We start from the raw sequence: 23,030 nt of genomic DNA, 5'->3' as shown, positions 1-23,030 counted from the left end.
TAGTATGAGGAACGAAAAGACAAAGATAAATTTCTTATATTTTATTCTTATAGCTCTCTATCTTGTGGCTTCTGTTTTTCTTCCAATGTTGTCCAGGGCGGAAGGCGTTATCGTTGTGCCCGGAGGCGAGATTCCTATAGCTTCCTTTACGGGAGTTTTATCTTCACTTACCAATCTCATAGTGATCTTTCTGGTAATCCTGTATAAAAAGACCGGATATATCACTTCATTGGTATTTTTGGTACTTCAGTTTCCAATGCAGCTCAGGAGTTTTTTGAGCGGCTACAGTGCTGCAAGTATTCCAGGCATTTTCACGAATCTTTTTGCCATAATCGCTATTACTATCATTTATATAATCTACAAGCGTGTAGACAGGTATCAGGAGAATCAGGTGAAGATCCTCACTGAGCAGAAGAACGAGATCAGTCGTCTCTTTGATCAGACAGCTACAGCACTTGTTAATTCAATCGACGCTAAGGACAAGTACTCCCATGGCCATTCCATCAGGGTTGCGGAGTATTCAGAGATGCTTGCTAGAAAGCTTGGCAAGGATGAGGACGAGTGCAAGAAGATATACTACGCTGGTCTTCTCCACGACGTAGGTAAGATTGGCGTTCCAGACGCTATCATCAATAAACCAGGCAAGCTCACCACAGATGAGTATGATATTATCAAGGATCATCCCGGACAGGGTAATCAGATCCTCAACAGTATCGGAGAGTACCCATTCCTTAGCATTGGTGCCCACTACCATCACGAGAGATACGATGGAAAGGGCTATCCGGATGGCCTTAAGGGCGATGATATCCCAGAGATAGCAAGGATCATATCTGTGGCAGATGCCTACGACGCTATGTCTTCTAACCGAAGCTACAGACAGGCTATTCCACAGCAGCTCATACGAGAAGAGATCGTAAAGGGCGCAGGAACCCAGTTTGATCCGAAGATCACCAAACTCATGCAGTACCTCATCGATGCTGATGTTAACTACGACATGAGAGAGAAGGCTCCTGTAAAAGAGTTGGCTGGCAGAAACGAGATCATATTTGATGAATACAGAGATGACATCTCCGACGGAGTGCTCCTTTCTGATCACATAACCAGGATCCATCTTAAGTCAAGCAAGCTAAAATCCGGTGGACCTCACGCTAAAGGCCCATCTCTTATCCTGTTTGATTCCTTGGATGGCAGAGTTCACACCGACGAAGAGACCGCCAGGAGACTGTGCTTCCTTGAGTACACAGAAATCTGGCTTGAGGGCGATGTAGTTAATAAGGGTGCAAGAAACATCGAGACTACCTTTAATTCCAGCGAAGGTTCTTTATCCGCAGCAGAGGATCCAGAGGGCGCTGTAGAGTTCGATATCGAGGCCGTTAAGGTCAAGGATCACACCCAGATAACAGTAACAACAAGGACAGGTAGCAGGAAGACTGTCATCGCAATGCCAGATACATCAAGGTATGCGTACATCTCTCTTACAGGAGACTTCTGCCATGTGACAAACGTATCCATAAGCACAGACGCGAAGCCTGTTTCAGAGGATTATATAAAGAGAATTGCTGAAGAGATCACATATATTGACGGACCAGTTGGAGACCTTCCAAACCTTCAGATCGACGGCTTCAGGAGTGCTTCAACTGAGGGAGTTCCTCTTAGAGAGGCCCTGAGGTTTAAGTTCCACACCATGTCACTTCCTACAGCAAGGCTCATCTGGCACTGTCCTTACCTTGTAATTTATTCATCAGATGACGGCAAGAAGGATGGCAAGAATTACAGGGAATACGCTCTTATCAGGTTTGACGGCGAGAACTGGGATTCCCTTGGAATATCAGAGAACAGGCTCATCGTAAACTTCAACGATGACTTTGAGGGCTGGGAAGCCTGGAAAATGGCGAACAAGAAGGGCTACGATGCCAACGTATCCTTTAAGAGAGAGGGCGACGTCATAGTTACCAAGACCAAGAACCACGGCGTAGCCATCAAGAATATCACCACTATCACTGATGGCACCAAGAATCTGTACGTATATATCACAGGAGACCAGTGCGCCCTGACTAACATAGCAACTATCTATTGAGAATAGAGGTATAGGCACCATGGGAAAAAGAGTCTTAAACAGTTTTGCCAGTGATTTTGAAAAGATGGGGAAAGACGAGCTCCTTAGCGCTATCGCTGAGAGCGAAGGAAGAACCATTGTGACAGAGTGCATAGGAATGTTTCCTCCCCAGTGCGAGGATGTTTCAAATGCTGAACTCTGCGCTGCTTTTGGCTCTGACTTTATCCTGTGCAATATCTTTGACGTATGGAATCCTGATGTTAAGGGACTTCCAGCCCATGAGCCGGAAGATACTGTATGGCTTATGAAGAAACTCACAGGCCTTCCCCTTGCCATAAACCTTGAACCAGGCAAGATCGTTGAAGGATCTGATAATCCCTGGGCTCTTACAAAGGGAAGAGTAGCTAACGCAGAGAACGCTATCCGCGCCAGAGACATGGGCGTAAACATGATCCTGATTACCGGAAATCCCGGTATTGGAGTAACAAATGAGGGCATCCTCGATGCCATCAAAGAGATAAAGAAGGCCGTTGGCGACGACGTGATCATCGCATCAGGCAAGATGCACGCTGCTGGCGTCATCACTGAGGGAGCAGATGCAATTCTCACTATGGAAGACATCGACGCCTTTGCAAATGCAGGGGCAGATATAATCCTTCTTCCAGCACCTGGTACCGTTCCAGGAATCACCATGGAATGGGCAAGAGAGAGGGTTAGCTACATCCACAAGAAGGGCAAGCTCTCCATGACCGCCATTGGCACCAGCCAGGAGGGCACAGATGAGGAGACCATCAAACAGATAGCTATTATGTGCAAGCAGACTGGAACCGACATCCATCACATCGGAGACAGCGGACATCCGGGAATTGCTGTTCCTAAGAACATAATGGCATACAGCATCAGTATTCGCGGCATTCGCCATACCTATCACAGGATGGCTGCCAGTGTAAGGAGATAATAAATGGGGCTGCCTGGGCAGCCCCATTTTTAACATTATTTGTAGGATTTGGATGAAAAAGCTTGTTCAAGGGGTTCTTGGTAAGATCAGAGTAGATGGGTAAACAGGATTCCCATTACGAAGATGCCAATGCCCATAGCTGCATAGTCAAAGATCTTGAGCTTAACATACATGGGATCAAGGTAACGTTCGCCTATCTTTACGGCTGTAATAGTTGCTGGAACATGCTTCCCGCTCATTGTTTTTGCTACGGATTTTTCCATACTTTTTTCCTCCGTTTCTAACAACAAACACAACATCTTGTACCTTATGGATTAATCATACACTATATATTCTAAAAAGTGTATTAAGCCTTTGGGAAGTTTTTATTGACACAACAGGGGTTTGTGAATAGAATCTGACTTGGGAGCGCAAATTCATGGGACATAACGCAGAGAATAAACTAAACAGGCTTCTTGCGGGCATCATGGCTATCATGGTGCTGTTTGTTGTGCTGTTTGCATCGTTCTTTGTTGTTTCTCATACGCACCACGACTGTTCCGGAGAGGACTGTCCTGTTTGTGCGACTATCCATCAGTGCGAGAATCTTTTAAATGGTGCTGGAGGAAGCTTCCTTCATATAGCAGCTGGTGTTTTGCCAGTTGTTCTTGTTATTGGTTCTGTTATCATTTCATTTTGTGCCGTTATTCTTGGCACACCAGTTTCAACCAAGGTAAGAATGAATAATTGATCAATCCTTCGTAGTAGGAGTGGTCCGCTTATTTGGCGCGGATCTTTTTGTCGTGGAAAAAACACATTACGGAGGAATTAAGGTTATGAAAAAATATATATCAGTTCTTGTGGCTGCCATGATGATGGTCAGCTGTCTTTGTGCGTGCGCATCAAAACATGTTTCTACAGCGGAGGCAGCATCAGATGTTGCTGAACCTTCAGAAAAACTTCAGATTGTGACAACTATTTTCCCAGAGTATGACTGGGTTATGAATGTACTTGGTGATAAGGCGCAGGATGCTGAAGTAACAATGCTCCTTGATAACGGCGTTGATCTTCACAGCTATCAGCCTACAGCTGAGGACATCATGAAGATCGCAAAGTGTGACCTCTTTATCTATGTTGGCGGCGAGTCAGACGAGTGGGTTGAAGATGCCCTGAAAGAAGCTACCAACAAGGATATGGTTGTTATCGACCTTTTGGACGAGCTTGGGGACAGCGTCAAGGAAGAGGAAGTTGTAGAAGGCATGGAGGCCGAGGAAGAAGAGCACGAGCATGAGCATGAAGAGGGCGAAGAAGAGGAAGAGGAAGTAGAGTACGATGAGCACGTATGGCTCTCTCTTAGAAGCGCAGCTACTCTTACCAAGAGCATTTCAAAGGCACTCCAGAGCCTAGATCAGGACAACGCTTCTGTTTATGATGCCAATGCTGCGGCTTACGTACAAAAGCTTGAAGAGCTGGATAAAAAGTATCAGGAGGCGGTTAAAGCTTCTGCCAAGGATACAGTTCTTTTCGGAGACAGATTCCCATTCAGATACATGACAGATGATTATGGCCTTTCATACTATGCGGCTTTCGTAGGCTGCTCTGCTGAGACAGAAGCCAGCTTCGAGACAATCTCTTTTCTCTCAGGAAAGGTAGATGAGCTGGGACTTGGCACTGTATTGACCATCGAAGGACCTGACCACAGGATCGCTGAGACCATCGTTCAGAACACACAGAGCAAGGATCAGAAGATCCTCACTATGGACTCAATGCAGTCCACAACTGCCAAGGACGTGCAGGGTGGCACTACATATCTTGGAATCATGGAAGCAAACCTTGGCACTCTTACCGAGGCTCTTAACTAAGAAGGAGGAAAGCAATGGCTTTGATCACCGCATCGGATGTGTCGCTTGGCTATGACACAAACGTGATAGTAAAAGATCTTAATTTCAGCGTAAATACTGGGGATTACCTGTGCATTGTGGGAGAAAACGGGTCTGGAAAGACAACCCTTATGAAGACTCTCCTGGGGCTTAAGGCGCCAATCAGCGGATGCATCCAATTTGGTGACGGCCTCAAAGCCAGTGAGATCGGGTATCTTCCGCAGCAGACCGCTATTCAGAAGGATTTTCCTGCATCCGTGGGAGAGATAGTGCTCTCAGGATGCCAGGGGCGATGCGGCCTTCGGCCGTTTTATAACGGAAAAGAGAAGTCTCTGGCCGTAAGTAACATGGAGAGGATGGGGATTTTGGACCTAAAGAATCGCCCATACAGAGAGCTCTCCGGGGGACAGCAGCAAAGGGTGCTCCTTGCAAGGGCTCTGTGTGCCACACAAAAGGTGCTTTTGTTGGACGAGCCTGTTGCGGGCCTTGACCCTGCGGTTACTGCGTCAATGTATGAGCTTATTGAAAGTTTGAATAGAGATGGGATCACCATCATCATGATCTCCCATGACATCGCAGCTGCGGTCAGGTACGCAAGTAGCATCCTGCACATCGGAGATAAGATGTACTTTGGAAGCAAGGACGGGTATCTGAAAAGTGATGCGGGGAGAGGATTTCTTTTCCAGTATATGAATGAGGGGGTGAGGGACTATGCTTGAGAAGCTGACTATGTATATGGAGTACCCGTTTGTTCGGTACGCGCTTATCGTGGGAGTGCTGATCGCGCTGTGCTCTTCACTTCTTGGAGTTACACTGGTGCTTAAGAGGTTCTCTTATATCGGAGACGGACTGTCCCACGTGGCTTTTGGGGCAATGGCAATCGCTACGGTTGTGGGGCTTACCAATAAGATGTGGATTATCCTGCCGGTAACGGTGGTGTGCGCTGTGCTGCTCCTTAGGACGGGGCAGGGCGCCAAGATCAATGGAGATGCGGCCATTGCCATGATATCTGTCGGGGCGCTGGCTTTTGGTTATCTTCTGATGAATGTCTTTTCCACCTCTGCGAATCTGACAGGGGATGTGTGCAGCACGCTGTTTGGGTCTACTTCGATCCTGACCCTTACCAGTGGGGAAGTGTGGCTGTGCGCGGTGCTGTCTGTGGCTGTGGTGGTGATATTTGTGCTGTTTTATAACAAGATCTTTGCTGTGACCTTTGATGAGGACTTTGCGAGAGCTGTGGGGACCAGGGCGGATTCCTACAACCTGCTGGTGGCTGTGGTCATCGCGGTTATCATCGTCCTTGCCATGAACCTTGTTGGGTCGCTCTTAATCTCTGCCCTTGTGATATTCCCAGCGCTTTCGGCCATGAGGCTCTTTAGCAATTTCAAGATGGTTACTGTGTGCTCGGCACTCTTGTCCGTGCTGTGCGCGTTTCTTGGGATTGTGATATCGATACTGGCCGGAACCCCGGTGGGATCAACGATCGTGGCGGTGGATGTCGCTGCCTTCGGAATCTGCTGGGTAATGGGCGGAGTGCTTGGAGGTGTCAGGGCATGAGGAAGAGATGGATTGGAGCTGTACTTGCGGTTTGCGTGACGCTGGGAGTGGCAGGTTGTGGTAGCAGTGATGATGAGGCGTCCAGGGATATCCAGAATAGTAGTAGCGTGGATGAAGTTCTTTTCCAGAAGATAGAGGAGAGCGAGGCGACGCTGGAGGATTCGGAGCCGGTTGAAGAGGCTGCTGAAGAAGTCTCTATCATCCTGGAGGAGCCTGCCTCAGAGGCGTTGGAGCCCGCGGCGGAACCTGCATCAGAGCCTGCTTCAGGGTCTGCGAAGGCCGAGGGCGTTGATGTCGACCTGACAGTTCTGTCCAGCACCATGGTCTATTCCGAGGTCTACAACATGATGATGAAGCCTGACGACTACAAGGGTAAGGTCATCAAGATGAAGGGGCAGTATGTGCCTTATCTTGACGAGGCTACCGGAAACCGCTATTTTGCCTGCTTTATCTCCGATGCCACGGCGTGCTGTTCCCAGGGGATCGAATTTTGCCTGACGGAGGACTACTCTTTTCCCGATGACTATCCTGAAGAAGGGGATACCATCTGTGTTGAGGGGACCTTCGACACCTACATCGAGGACGGCGGCTTGTATTGCACGTTGAGGAATGCCAGATTGGTGCTATAGTAATTTGTTGACAGGCGTTATTCGAAATACCTAAAACAAATTACTCGAAAAATCTAAAATAAAACATTCGAAAAAACTAAAATAAAACGCTCGAAAAAACCAAAATAGAATTGCAAGAATCCAGGAATAATGCTACTTTTGAAAAGTGAGAGACCAATATTATTTGATGAATGGCAGGATGCTGTTAAGATATGGGGAACTATCAGGAAGGAATGTGATGACAATCCAGAGCAGGTGGGTAGTTTCTATTTGACTGGTTCTTCTTCCAAGAAGATTGATACTCCGCATACAGGTTCAGGAAGAATTACAGAGCTTGAAATGTACCCCATGACATTATGGGACAGCGCCTATGTCTTACACAACAGAAAGCGGAGTGAAAATAGTTCCTATAGGATGTTTGAAGGATTAACGTAATGAACAACAAATCATTTGATTCAAAGAGAATAGCGGAAGGATACCTTAAGAGGCCATGGCTTCATAAGAGCGTGATGGATGCCCTGAAAAAGGACCTGGCGCTTACGCAAGAATACAAATTCCGAAATGGTCTGGATGTGGGCTGCGGAGCTGGGCTGTCAACCAAGGCGCTTAGGCTTATCTGCGAGAAGGTAACGGGTACGGACATTGCGGAGGCCATGGTTGAGACCTGCAGGGAAGTGTACTCTGAGGATGACGCGTACAGCTTCTACGTAGCAAAGGCAGAAGAGACGCAGGTTCCAGATGAAAAGTACGACATTGTCACAGCTGCAGGCTGCATCAACTGGGTTGATGAGAAGCGCTTCATGGAGAATATGAAGGAAGTGGCCGCTGATGGCGCAGTGATCGTTATCTACGACTTTGGGATCACTGACAAGATGGCAGGAAATAGCGATTACACTGCCTGGTACCAGAACAAGTACTTAAAGCGCTTTCCAAAGCCACCAAGGAAAGAGAACAAGTGGACACAGCAGGACCTCATTGATGGCTTTACCATGGAGAAACAGACAGAATATGAGATGGAATATCGATTCGCTCTTGATGATTTTGTTGATTTCATGCTGATCCAGTCCAATGTTAATTCCAAGATCGAGGCTGGAGAAGTCTCAGAAGCTGATGCAAGAGAATGGATGAGAAAGTCTCTTGAGCCCATCTTTGGCGAGGGAGAGAAGACCCTCATATTCTACGGATACAGCTGGTATATCCGCAAATAATCAAGCCAGTAAGTGTAAACAATTAAATTAAAATGCCGATATATTAGATAGCAATGGAATTGCGTGTCTTTTCAATGGAATGAACATCCAAGGAAAGGCACGTTTTTTTAGGGGGCGACTATGGAAATTACAGCACTTACACATGACAACTACTCTTACACAGGCGCAGAGGGGACAATGCGCTCCACTAAGGCCGAAGGCGGCTTTGATAAGGCGCTTAGCACGGAGAGCGATAAGAAATGTCCATATAGCTTTCTTGCAAAGGACGGCATCATTCAATATAACGGCGTAGTCTTCGAGTGCGACTACAAGCAGAACGCCATAACCCTTGGAAACATGTATGAAAAAGAGAAAGTCCTTAAGATTGCGCTGCCAAGCGGCGGGAGCCTTCATGTGAACGTGGACAATATAGGCCAGCTCTCAAAGGCTGTTGGAATGTTCACTCCAGAGGACTTAAACGCCATAATGCGGGCGATCCACGAGTACAACCACTGCACCAGAAAGCGCCTTGAGATCGAGGAAGAGAAGGCGGAGACCGCAGAAGAAGCTGCTTCGGAGGCAGAGACTGCAGATGGGGGAAAAGAGCTTGCGGTAGAAGAAAGCTCTTTTGACCAAGAGATAAATGCGTATCGGAGTGAGCTGTACTACAAGCTGATCCACAACGAGACAGAGGTTAAGATCCGGATCGGAAACCAGGAGTTTAGCGAGAAGGAGTGGGATAAGCTAATCGAGGGCATAGACGAAGCTCAGGAGCAGGTTCAGGAGGCTCTCGATGAGAAGAAAGAAAAGCAAGAAGAGGAAGCGCTTGAAAAGCGCATAGACATGCTCTTTGAGGAAAGAGAAGAGCTGCTTGAGAAGGATGCATAAGAATTTCGGCAAAAAATATGCGATAAATTGGAAGTTTGCAGTAATTGCAGACTTCCTTTTCTTTTATTCAGATATTAAAATTAGGTATATGAATTATGTACCTGAAATAATATATAAAAGGGCCGCTTTCGCAGCCCCAGAATTTTCGGGAGGAGGACTGCAGGCGGTGAACCCTGCAGCCGCTGTTGTGTTATGAAAATAATGTGAGTGGGGTTTCAGGTTGTTACCTGATAGTTGTATCTTACAAGACCAACCTTAAACGAAACTTAAAAGATTACGAACAAATTGTGAAAGGAACTGCAAAATGGCTTCATGGATGGTGCATCTTAGGATTGCAGACATATTACTGGATAATATAGAGGGACTGGATGAATCCGCTTTTGTGCTGGGCAATATCGCCCCTGATAGCGGAGTTCCCAATAAGGACTGGTCGACCTTTACCCCGCCTGGAAATGTGACCCATTACAGGACAGATCCAGAGGATAAGACCTTTATAGACATTGAAAAGTACGTAAACGAGTATTTCACCAAGGATAAGATCGCGGGCTATAGCAAGAGAGAATACTCTTTTTTCCTTGGATATTATACGCACCTTCTAACAGACGTTGAGTGGGCCAAGATGACTCATTCCGAGGGCGTTACTGAGGAGAACGCAAGAAAAGAGAACATGTCGCTATCAGACTTTATCTGGAAGAACAAAGAGGACTGGTACGACCTGGATTTCCTTTATCTGGAGCAGCACCCTGATTTTAGGGCATTTCATCTCTACGAAAGCGCTGAGGATATCACAAATGTCTTTATGAGCGAGTTTGCGCCGGATGCCTTTGAGAACAGGCGAGAGTATATCTGCGGATATTATAGAAGCGACAACCACGGGGATCTTCACAGGGACTACAAGTACCTTACAAAAGAGAGATCCGACAGGTTTGTAACTGAAACAGCAAGCCTCATATTAGAAGTATTAAAAAAGTAACTAACGACGGGAGTTTAACACCATGAGTGGGGAGAAGAAAAAAGAAATTGGCAGGATGGTCAAGTTTGTCCTGTTTTCCATATCTGCGGGGGTAATTGAGATCGTGAGCTTTACGCTTCTTACGGAGCTCACACCGCTGCCATACTGGCCATGTTACCTTACGGCGCTGGTTTTATCTGTTCTGTGGAACTTTACCTTAAACCGCAAATTTACCTTCCAGAGCGCCAATAACGTTCCGGTTGCGATGCTTAAAGTGGCATTGTTCTACGCCGTATTTACGCCGGTTACCACAATCGGAGGTAACTACCTTGTTGAGAACCTTAACTGGAACGAGTACCTGGTTACAGGCATCAACATGATCCTCAACCTTAGCACTGAGTACCTGTATGACAGGTTTTTCGTATTTAGAGACAGCTTAGACACTGCGACAGTAGGAAAGGAGAACTACCATGAGTCAGGAAGTCAGAGATCCGTTTCTTGAAGGCAACGAGATAATCGAAGAGGCCATCGCCAGGTTCCACAAGGACCAGAGCAAGGAAAACCTCATCGCTGTTCTTGAGGGCATAAGGACCAGGATGCACGCAGACGGCCATTTTGTGATCCCTGTAGTTATCAAGGAAGACGAGATGACCTACTCCTTCAGGGGCCTTAACACCAACGATGGCAACACCTGGAACGTGGTCTTTACTTCCCGCGAGGAGTTTGAGAAGGGCCAGCCAAGCCAGGTAATATCACACTTTATCGACGCTGCGCTCAAAGCCTGCGCAGAAGCTGATGCCATGGGCTTTATCGTAAATCCATGGAGCGACGACGCATTCATGCTCTCCAAGGAGCTTATTCAGATGATCCTTGACGCCGACGGAGGCGTTGAATACTCAGTTCCAGAGGATCCTTTGACAAAAGAGCTACTGGCTGACGGATCTTTCCTTACAAGAGCGGTAGAGATCTGCAACAGAAACGATACTGAGCTCAATGCTCTTAAGCTTATGAAGATCCTGCGCCACAGCAATGTCTGGGTTCCATGCGTAGCTCTCCCTGATGAATTTGGACAGGAGAAGATTAATCTTGTTCCAGACATCCTTGAAGAGGATGAGAAATTCTACTTCCCAGTTTTCTCAACTCAGGCGGAGATGGGAGAGTATGGCGATCATTTTACCAAGATCGAGAGAAACTTCATGGATACCATCAAGCTTGCCAGAAACAACCAGAGAGAAATCACTGGAATCGTGATAAATGCCTTCTCTAATCAGTACATCATCGACAGAAACATGATGGATATGATCGAAGGAATGGAAGCGTAACAACTGTTATTTATCGACAGGAGGTAGCCCAAAACCATGATCCTTGTTGTTGATGCATGTGTTCGGGAAGATTCAAGAACCAAGAGGCTTACGAAAGCTCTTTTGTCCAAATTTGATGATGAGATCTGCGAGGTGAGACTTGAGGATATCGACTTTGGTGTGACGAGTGCAGAATATCTCAAAACGAGAGATGAGCTTATCGCAAAAGGCTCTTTTGACCACGAGATGTTTGCACTGGCCAGGCAGTTTGCAAAGGCTGACCGGGTGGTTATCGCAGCTCCCTACTGGGATCTCTCTTTTCCCGCAGCGCTAAAGCGCTATATTGAGGCGATAAATGTACTGGGGATTACGTTCGAGTACACTCCGGAAGGATTTCCAAAGGGACTTTGCAAGGCTGAGCGGCTCTACTACGTCATGACGGCGGGAGGCGGCTTTGTGCCTGAGGAATTCGGATATGGATACGTCAAGACGTTGGCGGAGAGCTTTTATGGCATCAAGGACGTACGGCTCATCAAGGCGGTTGGGCTTGATATTTACGGGGCAGACGTGGAAGCCATAATGAGAGAGGCACTTAAGCAGATAGATTCAATTGAGTAAGGAATAGGTGAGAGAATGATAAAGAGTTATTTTTTCCCTGAAATTGATAAAGATGTGCAGCAGCTGATGGATAGGACCAGCACCAAGAGTGTTGAGACTATTTCACTGGTTGTGGCTATATTTGAGTCTGTTTCGCTGGCACTTTTCATGTTGACCAGAAAGAGTTTTGGGCGTGCGGAGTGGTACAGCTTTTTTAGCGTGATGTTCTGTATAATCACGTGTCTTATGGTCTTTGTTGTCGCAAAGACTCTTCTTAAATCGACTGTTATTGAGCATTTTCCTGTGGCGATTCTGAATACGTCTTATTATCTTGTTATGTCGTTTTGGGCCATGTGGAATTCGGAAAACAGGTACATCCAGGGTGAGCAGATTCTGACCTTCTATGCGGTTGAGATCATGCTGGTGTGTTTCATTGCGCTTAAGCCTTGGTTTAGTATCTTGATCACCTTCTGCACCTATGCGGCGCTGTATACCATGCTGTACAGGATAGATGAGGCTAAGGGGGCGTATCTCATCAACTATATCCTTCTTGCCGTTGTTTGTGCCATTGGAATGACTGTGCGCTACCATGGACTACGCAGGGCCTCCACCGCAACGATCCATCTCCAGAAGGCCAAGGACTCTGAGATAAAAGACAAGATGAACGTCCTTCAGTCTATCGCTGATATTTACGACAGGGTTAACCTGATTGATTTTACCGATTTCACCGAGATGTCTGTCCGAGACAAGGACCAGATCAAATATGGAATAGACAGAGAAAATCAGACCCACACCCAGATGACTCAGGGAATGCGAAAGAGCATCATGCCTGATCAGCTGGAGAACTTCATAGAATACACCGACATCACCACCGTAAGGAACAGGCTGATCGGTAAAAAGCTGCTCAGTAATGACTTTATTGATGTAGTTGATGGCTGGTTCCGCGCTCAGTACATTCCGGTTGATCTTGATGAAAATGGTGTTCCTATAAGAGTTGTGTTCACGACCCGAAACGTAGAGGCCGAGAAGAGGCGCGAGGAGAGGCTTTACCGAATCGCTATGACCGACGAGCTGACAAGACTCTTTAACCGTCGTAGCTACGAGGAAGATCTGGATGTATTCCGTGAACAGGGCATGGGAAAAGACTTTGTGATGCTCTCTGCTGATGTTAACGGCCTTAAAAAAGTTAACGACACCAAGGGACATGCGGGCGGAGATGAGCTTATCAAGGGCGCTGCAGACTGCCTGCTTCTTGGAATTGGAGAGCGAGGAAAGGTTTACCGAACAGGCGGCGACGAGTTTGTTGCCATACTCCACACAGACGATCCTGCCGCTGTATGCCGCGATATTGAAGGCTTTGTGGCAAAATGGCACGGTAAGTACTCAGACAAGATGTCCATCTCCATTGGCTATGCTTCCCTTGCGGACAATGAGCATCTTACGATCCACGGCCTTGAGAAGAAGGCCGACGAGGAGATGTACAAGGCCAAGGCCAGGTACTACGAGGAAAGCGGCATAGATAGAAGGGTTAACTAAGGGAGAATTAGGGAGAGTATGGAAATTCGTTTTGCAAAAGAAACTGAGCTTGACCGCGTAAATGAGATCCGCAAGCAGGTTAATGATGTTCACGTTACCGGTAAGCCAGAGGTCTTTAAGCCCGGATTTAGTAAAGAGCTTCAGGATTTTATAAAGGTAATCTGGGATGATCCAGAGCAGGAGATAGTTGTAGCGGTTGAAGACGACGATATCTGCGGCTTTGCCATCCTTCATCACATCAACAAGCCAGAAAATCCCTTCATGTGGGAGAGAGATTTCCTTGATATAGACGAATTCTGCGTTGATGAGAAACACAGAAGGAAGGGCGTGGCAACGAAGCTGATTGATTTCATTAAGAAATACGCCAAAGAGAAAGGTTATGGCAGACTAGAGCTCAATATGTGGGAATTCAATGAGTCTGCGCTGGAATTCTATGAGAGTGTAGGGTTTGAGACCTATAGAAGATATATGGAGATAATGCTGTAAGGGGAACCTAAACATGGTTACTGAAAACGGAACCTGGATCATGTCTGGTGTTGACTGGGACGACCCTACGTGCCTTCACACAGTTCAGGATGCGATAAAGTTAATAAACAAAGTGGGATTTCTCCCATTATTTCAGAACGATGTTCCGGGATTTTCCCTTGAGGAGCACACTGCGCCTGAGTACTGGTGGTGCGGAGATCCGAAGGTTGACCCATGGGAGTGGCGCGAACTCATTGCAAGAAGCGGCGAGATAGCTTATGGCAAGTTCTTTGATAAGAAGGCTGGATTCATAGCAAAAGAGTGGATTCCTGTGTTTGCCAACTTTAGAAGAGACGGCTATGATTTCGATGCCCTCTGGGACGACGAGAAAGCTTCCAGGCGCCAGAAAAAGATAATGGACTGCTTTGAGACAGAGGATGAGCTGTATTCCAACGTGCTAAAACAGAAGGCTGGCTTTGGAAAAGGCGGAGAGAAGGGCTTTGAAGGGACTCTTACAGACCTTCAGATGAAGACCTATCTTTGCGTCAAGGATTTCAGGCAGCGCAAGAATAAGAAGGGCCAGGCTTACGGCTGGCCAGTTGCTGTTTATGCCAAGCCTGAAGCGCTGTGGGGATACGATTTTGTGACTTCCAGATATAGCGAGACTCCGGAAGAGTCGGGAAAGGCTATTGAAAAGCGTATAAAAAAGATGTTTCCAGGAAAATAAGTTAATAGCGTTGCAACAGAAAAGATGCCCCTTAGCGTACTAAGAGGCATCCTTTTGTGTGTGTATGTGTATAGGAGGGTTAGTGTTTAAAGTCCTGAATATGCGCCGATATCAACGCATTCTGCTGATGTAAAGCTTGAATTGCCCTGAAGATCCTTGTACCAGGTTACTACGTAGAGGTTATGGTCGTTGCCCTGGCAAAGAGCCTTATAGTTGGTTCCAGATACCACCTGGGTTGCAAGAAGAGCAACGGGATTGTACATTACATCGCCCTTATTCATAGCATCGAAGGAAGCCTGCGCATCCTGATCGGGGAGCATTCCAGGTTTACCTGTACCATGAACTGTCCATGCGCCAGTAGCTCCTTTTCCCAAAGGCGTTCCAGTCTGGATGGCGGTTACGTCAATGGCGGTCATGCCAATGATGGAGTCGTTGCCCTTGGTATCCTCGTAAACTGTTACGAAGTAGTAGCCAGGAACTGTGCTGTTCTTGTCTGTTCCGTAAACGAGATACATATAGTTGGCACCTGATACTACCTGAGTTGCCACGAGGCTGAGGGCGTCGAACTTGCCGCCTTCGTCCTTGAGAGCCTCTTTGATGCGGGTGCTGTCTGCTTCATTCATCATTGATGGATTATTGCCTGATGCAATGGACCATCCGCCAAGAACTGGTTTGTTCTCTGCCGGCGCTGCTGCTTCTGCCTTACATCCTGATAATACAAGTCCTAAAAATGCTACGCAGGCAAGGCCTGCTACGATCATATTCATCTTTCTCATAGTATCATCTCCTTTTGCGTTATTGAGATAAAGTATTTTCTTGTCTATTGATACGAGGGAGCTGGAGGGATGACAATGAATTATTTATAAAAATGCAGTAAACTATTATGTATAACTGAATTGAATTTTGTGAGGATTTATTTATGAGAAAAAGAACTATCGCAGCCGCATTATTACTTGTAATGGTGATGGCTTCTGGCTGCGGATCAAGTGATGCAAAAGATATAACGATAATAGGTGGAGCAGATGGCCCCACATCCATTTTCCTTGCAGGAAAGGTTGATTCTGGGACTTATACCCAGATAGACCAGGAGACAGCCAAACAGATGATGGAGCTTGATGATGGGCATGTGCTGGTGGACACCAGAAGGCAGGACGAATTTGATGCTGGTCACATTCCGGGGGCGATATGCATCCCAAACGAGAACATTACAGACACCATGGTGCCAGAGCTTCCTGACCTTGATCAGGTCATCCTGATCTACTGCAGGACTGGAAGACGCAGCAAAGAAGCGGCGCAAAAGCTGGCAGATATAGGCTATACTAATGTATATGAGATGGGTGGAATCACCGACTGGACAGGCGAAGTAGTTACTGATTAAGAATACATAGGAGGAATCACTATGAAGCTAATCGGAGCATTAAAAGAAGCAGTAGAACAGGCACAGAGTCTGGAAGAGGTAAAACGCGTCATAGAACAGGCTGGAATGGAGCTGTCTGACGAGGAACTTAAGGAGATAGCTGGAGGAAGATCAATACCTAAAAGTTTCTTTACTGACAGGATCTTAGACCCGTCAAACGCTATGGGAAGAAATATTTAGCATATAGAACATAAGAAACAATATGATGAACAAGTTACAACAATCCATAAACCGAATAACTGAAATGGAGTCCATCCTGGATGAAGCCATAAGGAGAATGGACCAGGCAGGGGAGCGCCCAGAAGCTCTTTTAGAGTATCAACCAGAGATCAAGAAGCTTGCGAAGTACTACGCCAGCAGTAACTGGAAGAAAGATTTTGCCCTGGACGAAGAGGGGCTGTTACCTAAAGATCTTAAGCGCGGAGTGCTGTCTGAAGATGGAATCTACGATGTGCTTGAGCGCAACAAGGAACTGATTGCCGATAGGAGGAAGACTATGAAGCGAGATGCAGTAGTTACTAAGGTTAGAAAACTGGCTGAAAAGGCTGATGTTTCAAACGTTGATTTTCTTGCGGTTCAGGTTAACCTGACAGACCAGGATCCTGGCGTTTTTTACGTCGAGGTCAAGGATCACAAGATAAATGTTGAGCCCTACGATTATCACGACAGGAACTGCGCTATTTCCATCAAGTCTGATGACTTCATCAAGCTCATCAGTGGCAAGCTTGACCCTGTAGCTGCTTTTACTATCGGGAAGCTTAAGGTTGATGGAGACATAGGAAAGGCGCTTGAATTCTCAAAGTTGTTAAAATAACGAGCGATATTAAATATATGGTAAAGAGTATAGTTAGAGACCAGTTCTTTTTACAACAAAAGTCAGAGCCTGCAACTGAGGCTGACAGACAGGTTGTGGAAGATCTTCTGGATACATTAAGAGCAAATCAGGACAGATGCGTTGGCATGGCGGCAAATATGATCGGAGTGAAAAAGCGGATCATTGTCGTAGCTATGGGGCCCTTCATATTCCCTATGATCAATCCGGTTATCACCAAAAAGTCCGGAGAATATCAGACGGAGGAGAGCTGCCTGTCCCTGGACGGCGTAAGGCCCTGCACCAGATATAACGAAATAGAGGTTGATTACCTGGACCAGGACTTTAAGCCAAAGCACGGAAAATACAGCGGTTTCACGGCTCAGATCATCCAGCATGAGATCGATCATTTTTCTGGCATTTTAATTTAAAATTGCACACAATACGATTGCGGTAAATGCATAAATATGTTATAGTGACCCTATCAAAAAAGAAAGGGGAAACTTAGCAATGAACGAAACATTAAAGGTATTGGAATCTAGAAGAAGCTGCAGAAACTTCAAGCCTGATATGGTCAAGAAAGAAGACCTGGATGCCATCATCAAGGCAGGCACATATGCTGCTACAGGCATGGGCAAGCAGAGCCCTATCATCGTTGCAGTTACTAACAAGGACCTTAGAGATAAACTTGCAGAGGAGAACAGGAAGATCGGAGGCTGGAACGAGGGCTTTGATCCTTTCTATGGCGCTCCTGTGGTTCTCATCGTACTTGCTGACAAGAACGTACCAACCTATGTATATGACGGTTCTCTTGTAATGGGCAACCTCATGAATGCCGCTGAGAGCCTTGGCGTTGGCAGCATCTGGATCCATAGAGCCAAGGAAGAGTTTGAATCTGACTTTGGAAAAGAGATCTTGAAGAACCTTGGAATTGAAGGCGACTTCGAGGGAATTGGCCACTGCGCACTTGGATATGCAGCTGACGCTGCAGCTAATCCTGCACCAAGAAAGGCTAATTACGTTTACTACGCAGATTAAGGAGAATATATGAGTACTTTAGTGACATATTTTAGCGCTGAAGGCACTACAGCCAAGGTGGCTAAGGAATTCGCTGAGAAGATCGGTGCTGAGCTTTTTGAGATAGTTCCAGAGGAGCCATACACCGCAGCAGATATCAAGTGGACTAATCCACTTGCCAGATGCAACAGAGAGCAGATGGGCAAGAAGGACGTTCCAGTAACTGGCACCATCGAGAATTTCGACCAGTACGACACCGTTTACATCGGATTTCCAATCTGGTACGGACAGGCTCCAAGAGTCGTTTACACCTTCTGCAAGGGCTATGACTGGAGTGGCAAGACCATCCATGCTTTTGCTACTTCCGGCGGAAGCGGTATTGGCAAGACTGCAGAGAAGCTTGGAGAATACGTTCCAGGCGCAGCATCTGTTGATGCCAGGCTCGTGCATTCAGCTTCAGAGATCTGATATTACAGTAAGGCAATTTAAGGCTGCTCAGTTCAACAACTGAGCGGCTTTTTTGTGTATAATATTTAGCAGAACAATATATTTTAGGGAAAAGAGATTTCGATGAATATTCAGATTTTTGGCACTAAGAAATGTAATGATACAAAGAAGGCGGAGCGATTTTTCAAGGAACGTGGCATCAAGTTTCAGTTCATTGATATGAAAGAAAAAGGCATGAGTAAGGGAGAGCTTACTTCTGTTGCCAGCGCAAATGGCGGGATCATGAACATGGTTGACCCAAATGCCAAGGATAAAGACGCAGTGGCGCTTCTTCAGTACATAGCTGACGAGGATAAGCTGGAAAAGCTCCTTGAGAGTCAGCATATCATCAAGACTCCGGTTGTAAGAAATGGAAAGCAGTCCACCCTTGGCTATCAGCCTGATGTCTGGAAAAAGTGGGAGTAAAATATGGGATCAATACTGATTAAAGATACAACAAGAGAGCAGAGAGAACAGATAGTAGCGGAGTCCATAGGAAACATCAGCGGTGCATGTGATGGATGCATGTCCGGTCTTGCTGAGATGTACCAGGATTATATCGATGGTAAAAAAGAGATCCGCGAGATCAACATGGAATTCAGAGCCCACTATGAGTCTGGCATTGATGGACCACAGAAGGCAGATTGCGGGTATAAGCTATGACGGGTAATCAGATAGAATGGGCCAGAAAGCGCGACGAATTGGTATCTGCAATTAAGAGGCTTGGATTTCCAAAAGAGCTTGGTGAGCAGATAGCTAAACAGCTTGGAAGCCCTAAGGCCATGGACAGAATGCTGGCATATCTTTACAACGTTAAGCCGCAGACAGCAGAACTTATCGTTGACGAGATGCTTGCCATCTGCAGCGATATAGATACCTGGCACAACAAGAAAGCCGCCGAAGAAGCCAACGCCAAGTACAATGATCTGCTAAACTACGGACTTGGTACGGACGACGAGGATTGGGGCTGAGTTTTTTGTTCGATATATGTGGGGGATAAAATGGGGATTATCACTGAGAAAACGCCTGTGCTTGGCTCGCTAAAAGAGGCTGTTCAGCTGGCCAGAGGGAAAGGCGTGACCGTCTTGAAACATCAGACAATCCACGGCGGAGACGCTAATGAGGCCTACAGGCTGGTTTTGTCAGATGGCGGATCTCTCTTCCTGAAGGCAAATAGCATTGAAAATGCCGATTTCTTCAGGGCTGAGGCGGAAGGCGTGGCTGCCATCAAGACTACCGGAACCATCAGGGTTCCAGATATTTACGCCATTGGTACTGATGATGGTTACTCTTTTCTTTTGATGGAGTTCATTGAAAGGGCTGGTGCGGTAAAAGAGTTCTGGGAGCAGCTCGGTACTGGCCTGGCTGCCATGCACAGGGCAGATACATCGGCTTTTGTGGCGGATGGAAAGTATGGATTTAACAGTGATAATTATATCGGAGCCGGTAAGCAAAAGAACGCGGCGAAAAATAGCTGGATCGAGTTTTTTGCTGAGTGCAGATTAAGGCCGCAGTTTGAGCTTGCAGCGGGCTATTTTGACGAGGGCATAATAAGGCAGGCCAACAGGCTACTTGATAACCTGGACAGGTTCTTATTTGAACCGGAGCGACCAGCTCTTTTACATGGGGACCTCTGGTCCGGGAATTTCATATCGGATGAAAATGGAAGGCCAATGCTTATAGATCCTGCAGTTTATGTTGGCTGCAACGAGGCTGATATCGCCATGACTGAGCTGTTTGGCGGGTTCGACAGAAGATTTTACGAGGCATATTTTGACGAGATGGGACAGGTTCCGGGATACGAAGACAGGAGGGATCTGTATAACCTCTACCATCTTACGAACCATCTGAACCTGTTTGGAAGTGCGTACCTGGGAGCTGTAATCAGGACTATAGAGAGATATCAATAAGGAGAAGCACGATGGTCAAAAACATCCTTTGCTACGGCGATTCCAATACATACGGTTACATGCCTGGTTATGGCATGCGCTATCCTAGGGAGATCCGCTACCCTGGGCGTCTTCAGATGCTCCTTGGGGATGAGTACAACGTTATTGAGGAGGGTTGCAGCGGCAGGACTACGCTTTACGACGACCCAGTTGATGGCTGGAAGAATGGAATGGACTACCTGATGCCCTGCATCTATTCCCACAGGCCAATAGACATCGTGATCCTGATGCTTGGTAGTAATGACCTTAAACTCACATTTCATCTGAACGCGGAGAAGATAGCAGAAAGCGCCGGTAAATTGGTGGATGTCATTAAGTCTTTTACCGCTGAAAAGCAGGAGTTTGTGCCAAAGATAATCCTGGTTTCACCGCCTGAGATTGGCAAGGACATCAAGACATCAGCGTTTTATGGCGCATTTGACGAGGGCTCTATCGAGGAATCCAAGAGATTTCCGCAGGCTTACAGGAAGGTAGCTGATGAGAAGGGCTGTATCTTCTTTGACGCAGCAAAGTATATCTACCCATCGGACGTTGATTCACTACATTTGACGCCGGAAGGGCATATTACGCTGGCTGAGGAGCTTGCGAAGGTTGTCAAAGGACTTGAATAAAGAGAGTTCAAGAGAGGAGGACCAATGAAGCTTTTAGAAGATAGAATTACAAGTGAAGGCAGGGTATATCCAGGGAATATCCTTAAAGTTGATGGATTCTTGAATCATAAGGTAGATGTAACTCTTATGGACCAGATGGCGGAGGAGTTCTATCAGAGATTTCGGTATAGCGGAATAACAAAAGTGCTGACCATCGAAGCGTCTGGAATTGCTGTTGGCTGTTCCGTGGCAAGGCTTTTTGACGTTCCGTTAGTGTTTGCAAAAAAATCCAGGAGCCTTAATCTCGGAGAGGACGTGTATGCGTCCAGAGTTAGCTCTTTTACCCATAAAGAAGAATATGATGTGATCGTATCCAGAGATCACCTGGATGGTTCAGATACAGTCCTTCTAATAGACGACTTCCTGGCAATCGGAAATGCCATGAAAGGGCTTCTTGAGATCTGTGATCAGGCGGGGGCAGGCGTTGCGGGCATAGGAATCTGCATAGAAAAGGGATTTCAGCCTGGTGGAGATGATCTTCGAAAGATGGGCTACGATGTTATGTCACTTGCGATAATAGATAGCATGTCTGACGATGGGACTATTACATTTCGTGAACAGTAATGTAGTATTGGGGTTTTATAAATTAAAAGTAGGTATTGACATTATATGTGAGGAAGTTTATCATACTGTTTGGTCACCAAACTGTTTGAGGAACATACTATGAAGGTAGATGAATTTAAGGAAATATCAACATTATTAGAGCGTGTCATCCACAAATATATACATATGGAAAAGCTGGTAGTTGACTACGGAAATGGTATTTCACTATCACAGCCTGAGATTCAAACTATCATGCTGATTGGAGAATACCCTGGGATCAGCGTTACTGAAATAGCAAAAAGAAGAGGAATCACGAAGGGTACTGCATCTCAGATGTTGTATAAGCTGGTTGATAAAGGACTTATAGAAAAGAAGGTCTCTCCGCATTCAGATGCTCAGATCAGTATTTTTCTTACTAAGGCAGGACAGGAAGCAAACAGGCTTCATGATGAATATCATAAACAGAAAGTACAGCCACTTTATCAATATATGTCTAAGTTGCCGAAACAATCGGTTGAGGATTTTGTGAAGATCATTGAGAAACTTGAAGAATCTTTAGATTGATTATCAGGGAAAAGAGCTATGCCTTGGGCATGGCCTTCTTTTTGGGAAAAGAGTATGGAGACCAAACAGTATGGAAAGCAAACAAATCAATACATGGACTAAATGAAAGGAGTCTGAACTATGAATACTAATGGTAAAAATAATAAGGAAATAGTAGCAGCTGTGGCGTCGCTGCTTCTGATGTGGATTGGGTATTATGGAGATAATAACCTGTTTAAAGACAATATGATTTATACTCTGCTTGTTTCGTTGCTTATGATCATCATTGGACTGTGTACTCTTCTTCCAGTGATATGGGTTACAAGAGTTACAAAAGAAGGTCTGCAGGGCCTTGGCGTTACAACTAAGAAGTTGGGGCTTGCATTGCTGTTTTCTGTAGTACTTGGAGCCTGGCGTTTTATAGGGATTAGAGAATATCTAAATGGTCCAGATGTGATCAACACTATACTCTTTAATGCCTTTTCAATCTGGGAAGTGATGTTTATCTTTGGCTGGCTGTTTACAAGATACAAGAGGGCGTTTGGCAAAGTTGCTGCGGTTCTTCTTACAGCATTAAGCGTCGGTATTTATCATATTGGTACACTTGGCATGCTTGAGATAGGCAAACTTTGCCTTACAGTGGCTATCTGCGGGGTGTTTTATGCAATCAGCGAAAACATATTTACGCTTTGGCCTATTTACTGGGCAATCGGCTGTAGTGCGTCCACTCTTTCAAGTGGGATGAGTTTTCCGGTTGAGATGGTTTATATTTCTGCGATTACGCTTATTATCCAGTTGGTAATCATATTATTCCTTGCTAGGAAGAGTTATAAACACAGAGAAAAAGCGGCTTAACCCTATTATTACTCAAGTGTGACTTGAAAATAATCTCATAATATAAACCCCCTCTTGCTAGAACATAT

The 23,030-nt window shown here is 46.0% G+C and carries 34 protein-coding genes; 32 read left to right on the top strand and 2 right to left on the bottom strand.

What is annotated here, in order from left to right; all coding sequences use genetic code 11:
* The first annotated feature begins 4 nt into the window (after positions 1-4).
* Positions 5-2,077 (top strand): HD-GYP domain-containing protein, encoded by a 2,073-nt coding sequence (locus D6855_RS09890; RefSeq protein ID WP_120740545.1) that lies wholly within the window; start codon positions 5-7, stop codon positions 2,075-2,077.
* A gap of 19 nt (positions 2,078-2,096) precedes the next feature.
* Positions 2,097-3,014, top strand: a complete 918-nt coding sequence (locus tag D6855_RS09885) for a DUF7916 family protein (RefSeq protein ID WP_120740543.1) — start codon at positions 2,097-2,099, stop codon at positions 3,012-3,014.
* Positions 3,015-3,100: 86 nt separating this feature from the next.
* On the opposite strand, the gene D6855_RS16705 is transcribed toward D6855_RS09885, so the two are convergent.
* On the bottom strand, positions 3,101-3,277 hold the full coding sequence (locus D6855_RS16705) for a hypothetical protein (RefSeq protein ID WP_158589505.1): 177 nt from the start codon (positions 3,275-3,277) through the stop codon (positions 3,101-3,103).
* A 155-nt stretch (positions 3,278-3,432) separates the two neighbouring features.
* Here D6855_RS16705 and D6855_RS09880 point away from each other — a divergent pair, with 155 nt between their 5' ends.
* From D6855_RS09880 to D6855_RS09805, 16 genes are all read left to right on the top strand, one after another.
* Complete coding sequence (locus tag D6855_RS09880) at positions 3,433-3,744, top strand: AraC family transcriptional regulator (RefSeq protein ID WP_120740541.1); 312 nt, start codon at positions 3,433-3,435, stop codon at positions 3,742-3,744.
* Positions 3,745-3,829: 85 nt separating this feature from the next.
* Positions 3,830-4,855, top strand: coding sequence for a metal ABC transporter substrate-binding protein (locus D6855_RS09875; RefSeq protein WP_120740539.1), 1,026 nt, complete (start codon positions 3,830-3,832; stop codon positions 4,853-4,855).
* 14 nt (positions 4,856-4,869) lie between these two features.
* Complete coding sequence (locus D6855_RS09870; RefSeq protein WP_120740537.1) at positions 4,870-5,592, top strand: metal ABC transporter ATP-binding protein; 723 nt, start codon at positions 4,870-4,872, stop codon at positions 5,590-5,592.
* A complete protein-coding gene (locus D6855_RS09865; protein ID WP_120740535.1) occupies positions 5,585-6,430 on the top strand; it encodes a metal ABC transporter permease in 846 nt (281 codons plus the stop codon). The genes D6855_RS09870 and D6855_RS09865 overlap by 8 nt, the downstream gene beginning before the upstream one ends.
* The gene (locus tag D6855_RS09860) at positions 6,427-7,059 is read left to right on the top strand and encodes a hypothetical protein (RefSeq protein ID WP_120740533.1); all 633 of its coding nucleotides are present in this window, start codon (positions 6,427-6,429) and stop codon (positions 7,057-7,059) included. Before D6855_RS09865 ends, D6855_RS09860 begins: the two co-directional genes overlap by 4 nt.
* A 138-nt stretch (positions 7,060-7,197) precedes the next feature.
* Positions 7,198-7,473 carry an AAA family ATPase gene (locus D6855_RS09855; protein ID WP_243111858.1) on the top strand — a complete coding sequence of 92 codons (276 nt, stop codon included), beginning with the start codon at positions 7,198-7,200 and terminating at the stop codon, positions 7,471-7,473.
* Positions 7,473-8,246, top strand: coding sequence for a class I SAM-dependent methyltransferase (locus D6855_RS09850; protein WP_120740529.1), 774 nt, complete (start codon positions 7,473-7,475; stop codon positions 8,244-8,246). The genes D6855_RS09855 and D6855_RS09850 overlap by 1 nt, the downstream gene beginning before the upstream one ends.
* 120 nt (positions 8,247-8,366) lie before the next feature.
* A complete protein-coding gene (locus tag D6855_RS09845; RefSeq protein WP_120740527.1) occupies positions 8,367-9,113 on the top strand; it encodes a hypothetical protein in 747 nt (248 codons plus the stop codon).
* Positions 9,106-9,309, top strand: coding sequence for a hypothetical protein (locus tag D6855_RS09840; protein WP_120740525.1), 204 nt, complete (start codon positions 9,106-9,108; stop codon positions 9,307-9,309). Before D6855_RS09845 ends, D6855_RS09840 begins: the two co-directional genes overlap by 8 nt.
* Before the next feature lie 108 nt (positions 9,310-9,417).
* Complete coding sequence (locus tag D6855_RS09835) at positions 9,418-10,086, top strand: zinc dependent phospholipase C family protein (protein ID WP_120740523.1); 669 nt, start codon at positions 9,418-9,420, stop codon at positions 10,084-10,086.
* A gap of 22 nt (positions 10,087-10,108) precedes the next feature.
* On the top strand, positions 10,109-10,567 hold the full coding sequence (locus tag D6855_RS09830; protein ID WP_120740521.1) for a GtrA family protein: 459 nt from the start codon (positions 10,109-10,111) through the stop codon (positions 10,565-10,567).
* Positions 10,536-11,387 carry an SseB family protein gene (locus D6855_RS09825; protein ID WP_120740519.1) on the top strand — a complete coding sequence of 284 codons (852 nt, stop codon included), beginning with the start codon at positions 10,536-10,538 and terminating at the stop codon, positions 11,385-11,387. The genes D6855_RS09830 and D6855_RS09825 overlap by 32 nt, the downstream gene beginning before the upstream one ends.
* Positions 11,388-11,423: 36 nt before the next feature.
* Positions 11,424-11,984 (top strand): NAD(P)H-dependent oxidoreductase, encoded by a 561-nt coding sequence (locus D6855_RS09820; protein ID WP_120740517.1) that lies wholly within the window; start codon positions 11,424-11,426, stop codon positions 11,982-11,984.
* A gap of 15 nt (positions 11,985-11,999) precedes the next feature.
* Complete coding sequence (locus tag D6855_RS09815; protein ID WP_120740515.1) at positions 12,000-13,499, top strand: GGDEF domain-containing protein; 1,500 nt, start codon at positions 12,000-12,002, stop codon at positions 13,497-13,499.
* 18 nt (positions 13,500-13,517) lie between these two features.
* The gene (locus tag D6855_RS09810) at positions 13,518-13,985 is read left to right on the top strand and encodes a GNAT family N-acetyltransferase (RefSeq protein WP_120740513.1); all 468 of its coding nucleotides are present in this window, start codon (positions 13,518-13,520) and stop codon (positions 13,983-13,985) included.
* 13 nt (positions 13,986-13,998) lie between these two features.
* Positions 13,999-14,691 carry an AlkZ-related protein gene (locus D6855_RS09805; RefSeq protein WP_120740511.1) on the top strand — a complete coding sequence of 231 codons (693 nt, stop codon included), beginning with the start codon at positions 13,999-14,001 and terminating at the stop codon, positions 14,689-14,691.
* 86 nt (positions 14,692-14,777) lie between these two features.
* Here D6855_RS09805 and D6855_RS09800 read toward each other — a convergent pair whose 3' ends face one another.
* Positions 14,778-15,467, bottom strand: a complete 690-nt coding sequence (locus tag D6855_RS09800; RefSeq protein WP_120740509.1) for a hypothetical protein — start codon at positions 15,465-15,467, stop codon at positions 14,778-14,780.
* 143 nt (positions 15,468-15,610) lie between these two features.
* Between D6855_RS09800 and D6855_RS09795 the strand changes: the two genes are divergently transcribed.
* The 14 genes from D6855_RS09795 (at position 15,611) to D6855_RS09725 (ending at position 22,962) form a co-directional block, all read left to right on the top strand.
* The gene (locus tag D6855_RS09795) at positions 15,611-16,069 is read left to right on the top strand and encodes a rhodanese-like domain-containing protein (RefSeq protein WP_243111857.1); all 459 of its coding nucleotides are present in this window, start codon (positions 15,611-15,613) and stop codon (positions 16,067-16,069) included.
* A gap of 21 nt (positions 16,070-16,090) precedes the next feature.
* Entirely contained in the window at positions 16,091-16,288 is a 198-nt protein-coding gene (locus D6855_RS09790; protein WP_120740507.1) for a hypothetical protein, read from the top strand.
* 22 nt (positions 16,289-16,310) lie between these two features.
* Positions 16,311-16,922, top strand: coding sequence for a DUF4298 domain-containing protein (locus D6855_RS17090; protein ID WP_330546920.1), 612 nt, complete (start codon positions 16,311-16,313; stop codon positions 16,920-16,922).
* 17 nt (positions 16,923-16,939) lie between these two features.
* Positions 16,940-17,350, top strand: a complete 411-nt coding sequence (locus D6855_RS09775; RefSeq protein WP_120740505.1) for a peptide deformylase — start codon at positions 16,940-16,942, stop codon at positions 17,348-17,350.
* A gap of 79 nt (positions 17,351-17,429) precedes the next feature.
* Positions 17,430-17,957: a nitroreductase gene (locus D6855_RS09770; RefSeq protein WP_120740503.1), complete on the top strand. Its 528-nt coding sequence runs from the start codon at positions 17,430-17,432 to the stop codon at positions 17,955-17,957.
* A gap of 9 nt (positions 17,958-17,966) precedes the next feature.
* A complete protein-coding gene (locus D6855_RS09765; protein ID WP_120740501.1) occupies positions 17,967-18,404 on the top strand; it encodes a flavodoxin in 438 nt (145 codons plus the stop codon).
* A gap of 102 nt (positions 18,405-18,506) precedes the next feature.
* The gene (locus tag D6855_RS09760; RefSeq protein WP_120740499.1) at positions 18,507-18,848 is read left to right on the top strand and encodes an arsenate reductase family protein; all 342 of its coding nucleotides are present in this window, start codon (positions 18,507-18,509) and stop codon (positions 18,846-18,848) included.
* 3 nt (positions 18,849-18,851) lie between these two features.
* Positions 18,852-19,085 (top strand): purine biosynthesis protein PurH, encoded by a 234-nt coding sequence (locus D6855_RS09755; RefSeq protein WP_120740497.1) that lies wholly within the window; start codon positions 18,852-18,854, stop codon positions 19,083-19,085.
* Positions 19,082-19,393, top strand: coding sequence for a hypothetical protein (locus tag D6855_RS09750; protein ID WP_120740495.1), 312 nt, complete (start codon positions 19,082-19,084; stop codon positions 19,391-19,393). The genes D6855_RS09755 and D6855_RS09750 overlap by 4 nt, the downstream gene beginning before the upstream one ends.
* Before the next feature lie 30 nt (positions 19,394-19,423).
* Complete coding sequence (locus D6855_RS09745; RefSeq protein WP_120740493.1) at positions 19,424-20,332, top strand: fructosamine kinase family protein; 909 nt, start codon at positions 19,424-19,426, stop codon at positions 20,330-20,332.
* An 11-nt stretch (positions 20,333-20,343) separates the two neighbouring features.
* Entirely contained in the window at positions 20,344-20,982 is a 639-nt protein-coding gene (locus D6855_RS09740) for an SGNH/GDSL hydrolase family protein (protein WP_120740491.1), read from the top strand.
* A gap of 24 nt (positions 20,983-21,006) precedes the next feature.
* Positions 21,007-21,585, top strand: coding sequence for a xanthine phosphoribosyltransferase (locus D6855_RS09735; protein ID WP_120740489.1), 579 nt, complete (start codon positions 21,007-21,009; stop codon positions 21,583-21,585).
* Between the two features lie 99 nt (positions 21,586-21,684).
* Positions 21,685-22,128: a MarR family winged helix-turn-helix transcriptional regulator gene (locus D6855_RS09730; protein ID WP_120740487.1), complete on the top strand. Its 444-nt coding sequence runs from the start codon at positions 21,685-21,687 to the stop codon at positions 22,126-22,128.
* A gap of 120 nt (positions 22,129-22,248) precedes the next feature.
* Positions 22,249-22,962, top strand: coding sequence for a hypothetical protein (locus D6855_RS09725; RefSeq protein ID WP_120740485.1), 714 nt, complete (start codon positions 22,249-22,251; stop codon positions 22,960-22,962).
* The last annotated feature ends 68 nt before the right edge of the window (positions 22,963-23,030 follow it).

The organism is Butyrivibrio sp. CB08 (genome assembly GCF_003625485.1).
Classification (GTDB): domain Bacteria; phylum Bacillota; class Clostridia; order Lachnospirales; family Lachnospiraceae; genus Butyrivibrio.
Note: the sequence above shows the minus strand (reverse complement) of the source record. Positions and strands in the feature narration are given on the sequence as shown.

Coding starts and splice junctions, on each gene's coding strand:
- D6855_RS09890 (WP_120740545.1), top strand. CDS start 5: ATGAGGAACGAAAAGACAAAGATAAATTTCTTATATTTTATTCTTATA.
- D6855_RS09885 (WP_120740543.1), top strand. CDS start 2,097: ATGGGAAAAAGAGTCTTAAACAGTTTTGCCAGTGATTTTGAAAAGATG.
- D6855_RS16705 (WP_158589505.1), bottom strand. CDS start 3,277: ATGGAAAAATCCGTAGCAAAAACAATGAGCGGGAAGCATGTTCCAGCA.
- D6855_RS09880 (WP_120740541.1), top strand. CDS start 3,433: ATGGGACATAACGCAGAGAATAAACTAAACAGGCTTCTTGCGGGCATC.
- D6855_RS09875 (WP_120740539.1), top strand. CDS start 3,830: ATGAAAAAATATATATCAGTTCTTGTGGCTGCCATGATGATGGTCAGC.
- D6855_RS09870 (WP_120740537.1), top strand. CDS start 4,870: ATGGCTTTGATCACCGCATCGGATGTGTCGCTTGGCTATGACACAAAC.
- D6855_RS09865 (WP_120740535.1), top strand. CDS start 5,585: ATGCTTGAGAAGCTGACTATGTATATGGAGTACCCGTTTGTTCGGTAC.
- D6855_RS09860 (WP_120740533.1), top strand. CDS start 6,427: ATGAGGAAGAGATGGATTGGAGCTGTACTTGCGGTTTGCGTGACGCTG.
- D6855_RS09850 (WP_120740529.1), top strand. CDS start 7,473: ATGAACAACAAATCATTTGATTCAAAGAGAATAGCGGAAGGATACCTT.
- D6855_RS09845 (WP_120740527.1), top strand. CDS start 8,367: ATGGAAATTACAGCACTTACACATGACAACTACTCTTACACAGGCGCA.
- D6855_RS09840 (WP_120740525.1), top strand. CDS start 9,106: ATGCATAAGAATTTCGGCAAAAAATATGCGATAAATTGGAAGTTTGCA.
- D6855_RS09835 (WP_120740523.1), top strand. CDS start 9,418: ATGGCTTCATGGATGGTGCATCTTAGGATTGCAGACATATTACTGGAT.
- D6855_RS09830 (WP_120740521.1), top strand. CDS start 10,109: ATGAGTGGGGAGAAGAAAAAAGAAATTGGCAGGATGGTCAAGTTTGTC.
- D6855_RS09825 (WP_120740519.1), top strand. CDS start 10,536: ATGAGTCAGGAAGTCAGAGATCCGTTTCTTGAAGGCAACGAGATAATC.
- D6855_RS09820 (WP_120740517.1), top strand. CDS start 11,424: ATGATCCTTGTTGTTGATGCATGTGTTCGGGAAGATTCAAGAACCAAG.
- D6855_RS09815 (WP_120740515.1), top strand. CDS start 12,000: ATGATAAAGAGTTATTTTTTCCCTGAAATTGATAAAGATGTGCAGCAG.
- D6855_RS09810 (WP_120740513.1), top strand. CDS start 13,518: ATGGAAATTCGTTTTGCAAAAGAAACTGAGCTTGACCGCGTAAATGAG.
- D6855_RS09805 (WP_120740511.1), top strand. CDS start 13,999: ATGGTTACTGAAAACGGAACCTGGATCATGTCTGGTGTTGACTGGGAC.
- D6855_RS09800 (WP_120740509.1), bottom strand. CDS start 15,467: ATGAGAAAGATGAATATGATCGTAGCAGGCCTTGCCTGCGTAGCATTT.
- D6855_RS09795 (WP_243111857.1), top strand. CDS start 15,611: ATGAGAAAAAGAACTATCGCAGCCGCATTATTACTTGTAATGGTGATG.
- D6855_RS09790 (WP_120740507.1), top strand. CDS start 16,091: ATGAAGCTAATCGGAGCATTAAAAGAAGCAGTAGAACAGGCACAGAGT.
- D6855_RS17090 (WP_330546920.1), top strand. CDS start 16,311: ATGATGAACAAGTTACAACAATCCATAAACCGAATAACTGAAATGGAG.
- D6855_RS09775 (WP_120740505.1), top strand. CDS start 16,940: ATGGTAAAGAGTATAGTTAGAGACCAGTTCTTTTTACAACAAAAGTCA.
- D6855_RS09770 (WP_120740503.1), top strand. CDS start 17,430: ATGAACGAAACATTAAAGGTATTGGAATCTAGAAGAAGCTGCAGAAAC.
- D6855_RS09765 (WP_120740501.1), top strand. CDS start 17,967: ATGAGTACTTTAGTGACATATTTTAGCGCTGAAGGCACTACAGCCAAG.
- D6855_RS09760 (WP_120740499.1), top strand. CDS start 18,507: ATGAATATTCAGATTTTTGGCACTAAGAAATGTAATGATACAAAGAAG.
- D6855_RS09755 (WP_120740497.1), top strand. CDS start 18,852: ATGGGATCAATACTGATTAAAGATACAACAAGAGAGCAGAGAGAACAG.
- D6855_RS09750 (WP_120740495.1), top strand. CDS start 19,082: ATGACGGGTAATCAGATAGAATGGGCCAGAAAGCGCGACGAATTGGTA.
- D6855_RS09745 (WP_120740493.1), top strand. CDS start 19,424: ATGGGGATTATCACTGAGAAAACGCCTGTGCTTGGCTCGCTAAAAGAG.
- D6855_RS09740 (WP_120740491.1), top strand. CDS start 20,344: ATGGTCAAAAACATCCTTTGCTACGGCGATTCCAATACATACGGTTAC.
- D6855_RS09735 (WP_120740489.1), top strand. CDS start 21,007: ATGAAGCTTTTAGAAGATAGAATTACAAGTGAAGGCAGGGTATATCCA.
- D6855_RS09730 (WP_120740487.1), top strand. CDS start 21,685: ATGAAGGTAGATGAATTTAAGGAAATATCAACATTATTAGAGCGTGTC.
- D6855_RS09725 (WP_120740485.1), top strand. CDS start 22,249: ATGAATACTAATGGTAAAAATAATAAGGAAATAGTAGCAGCTGTGGCG.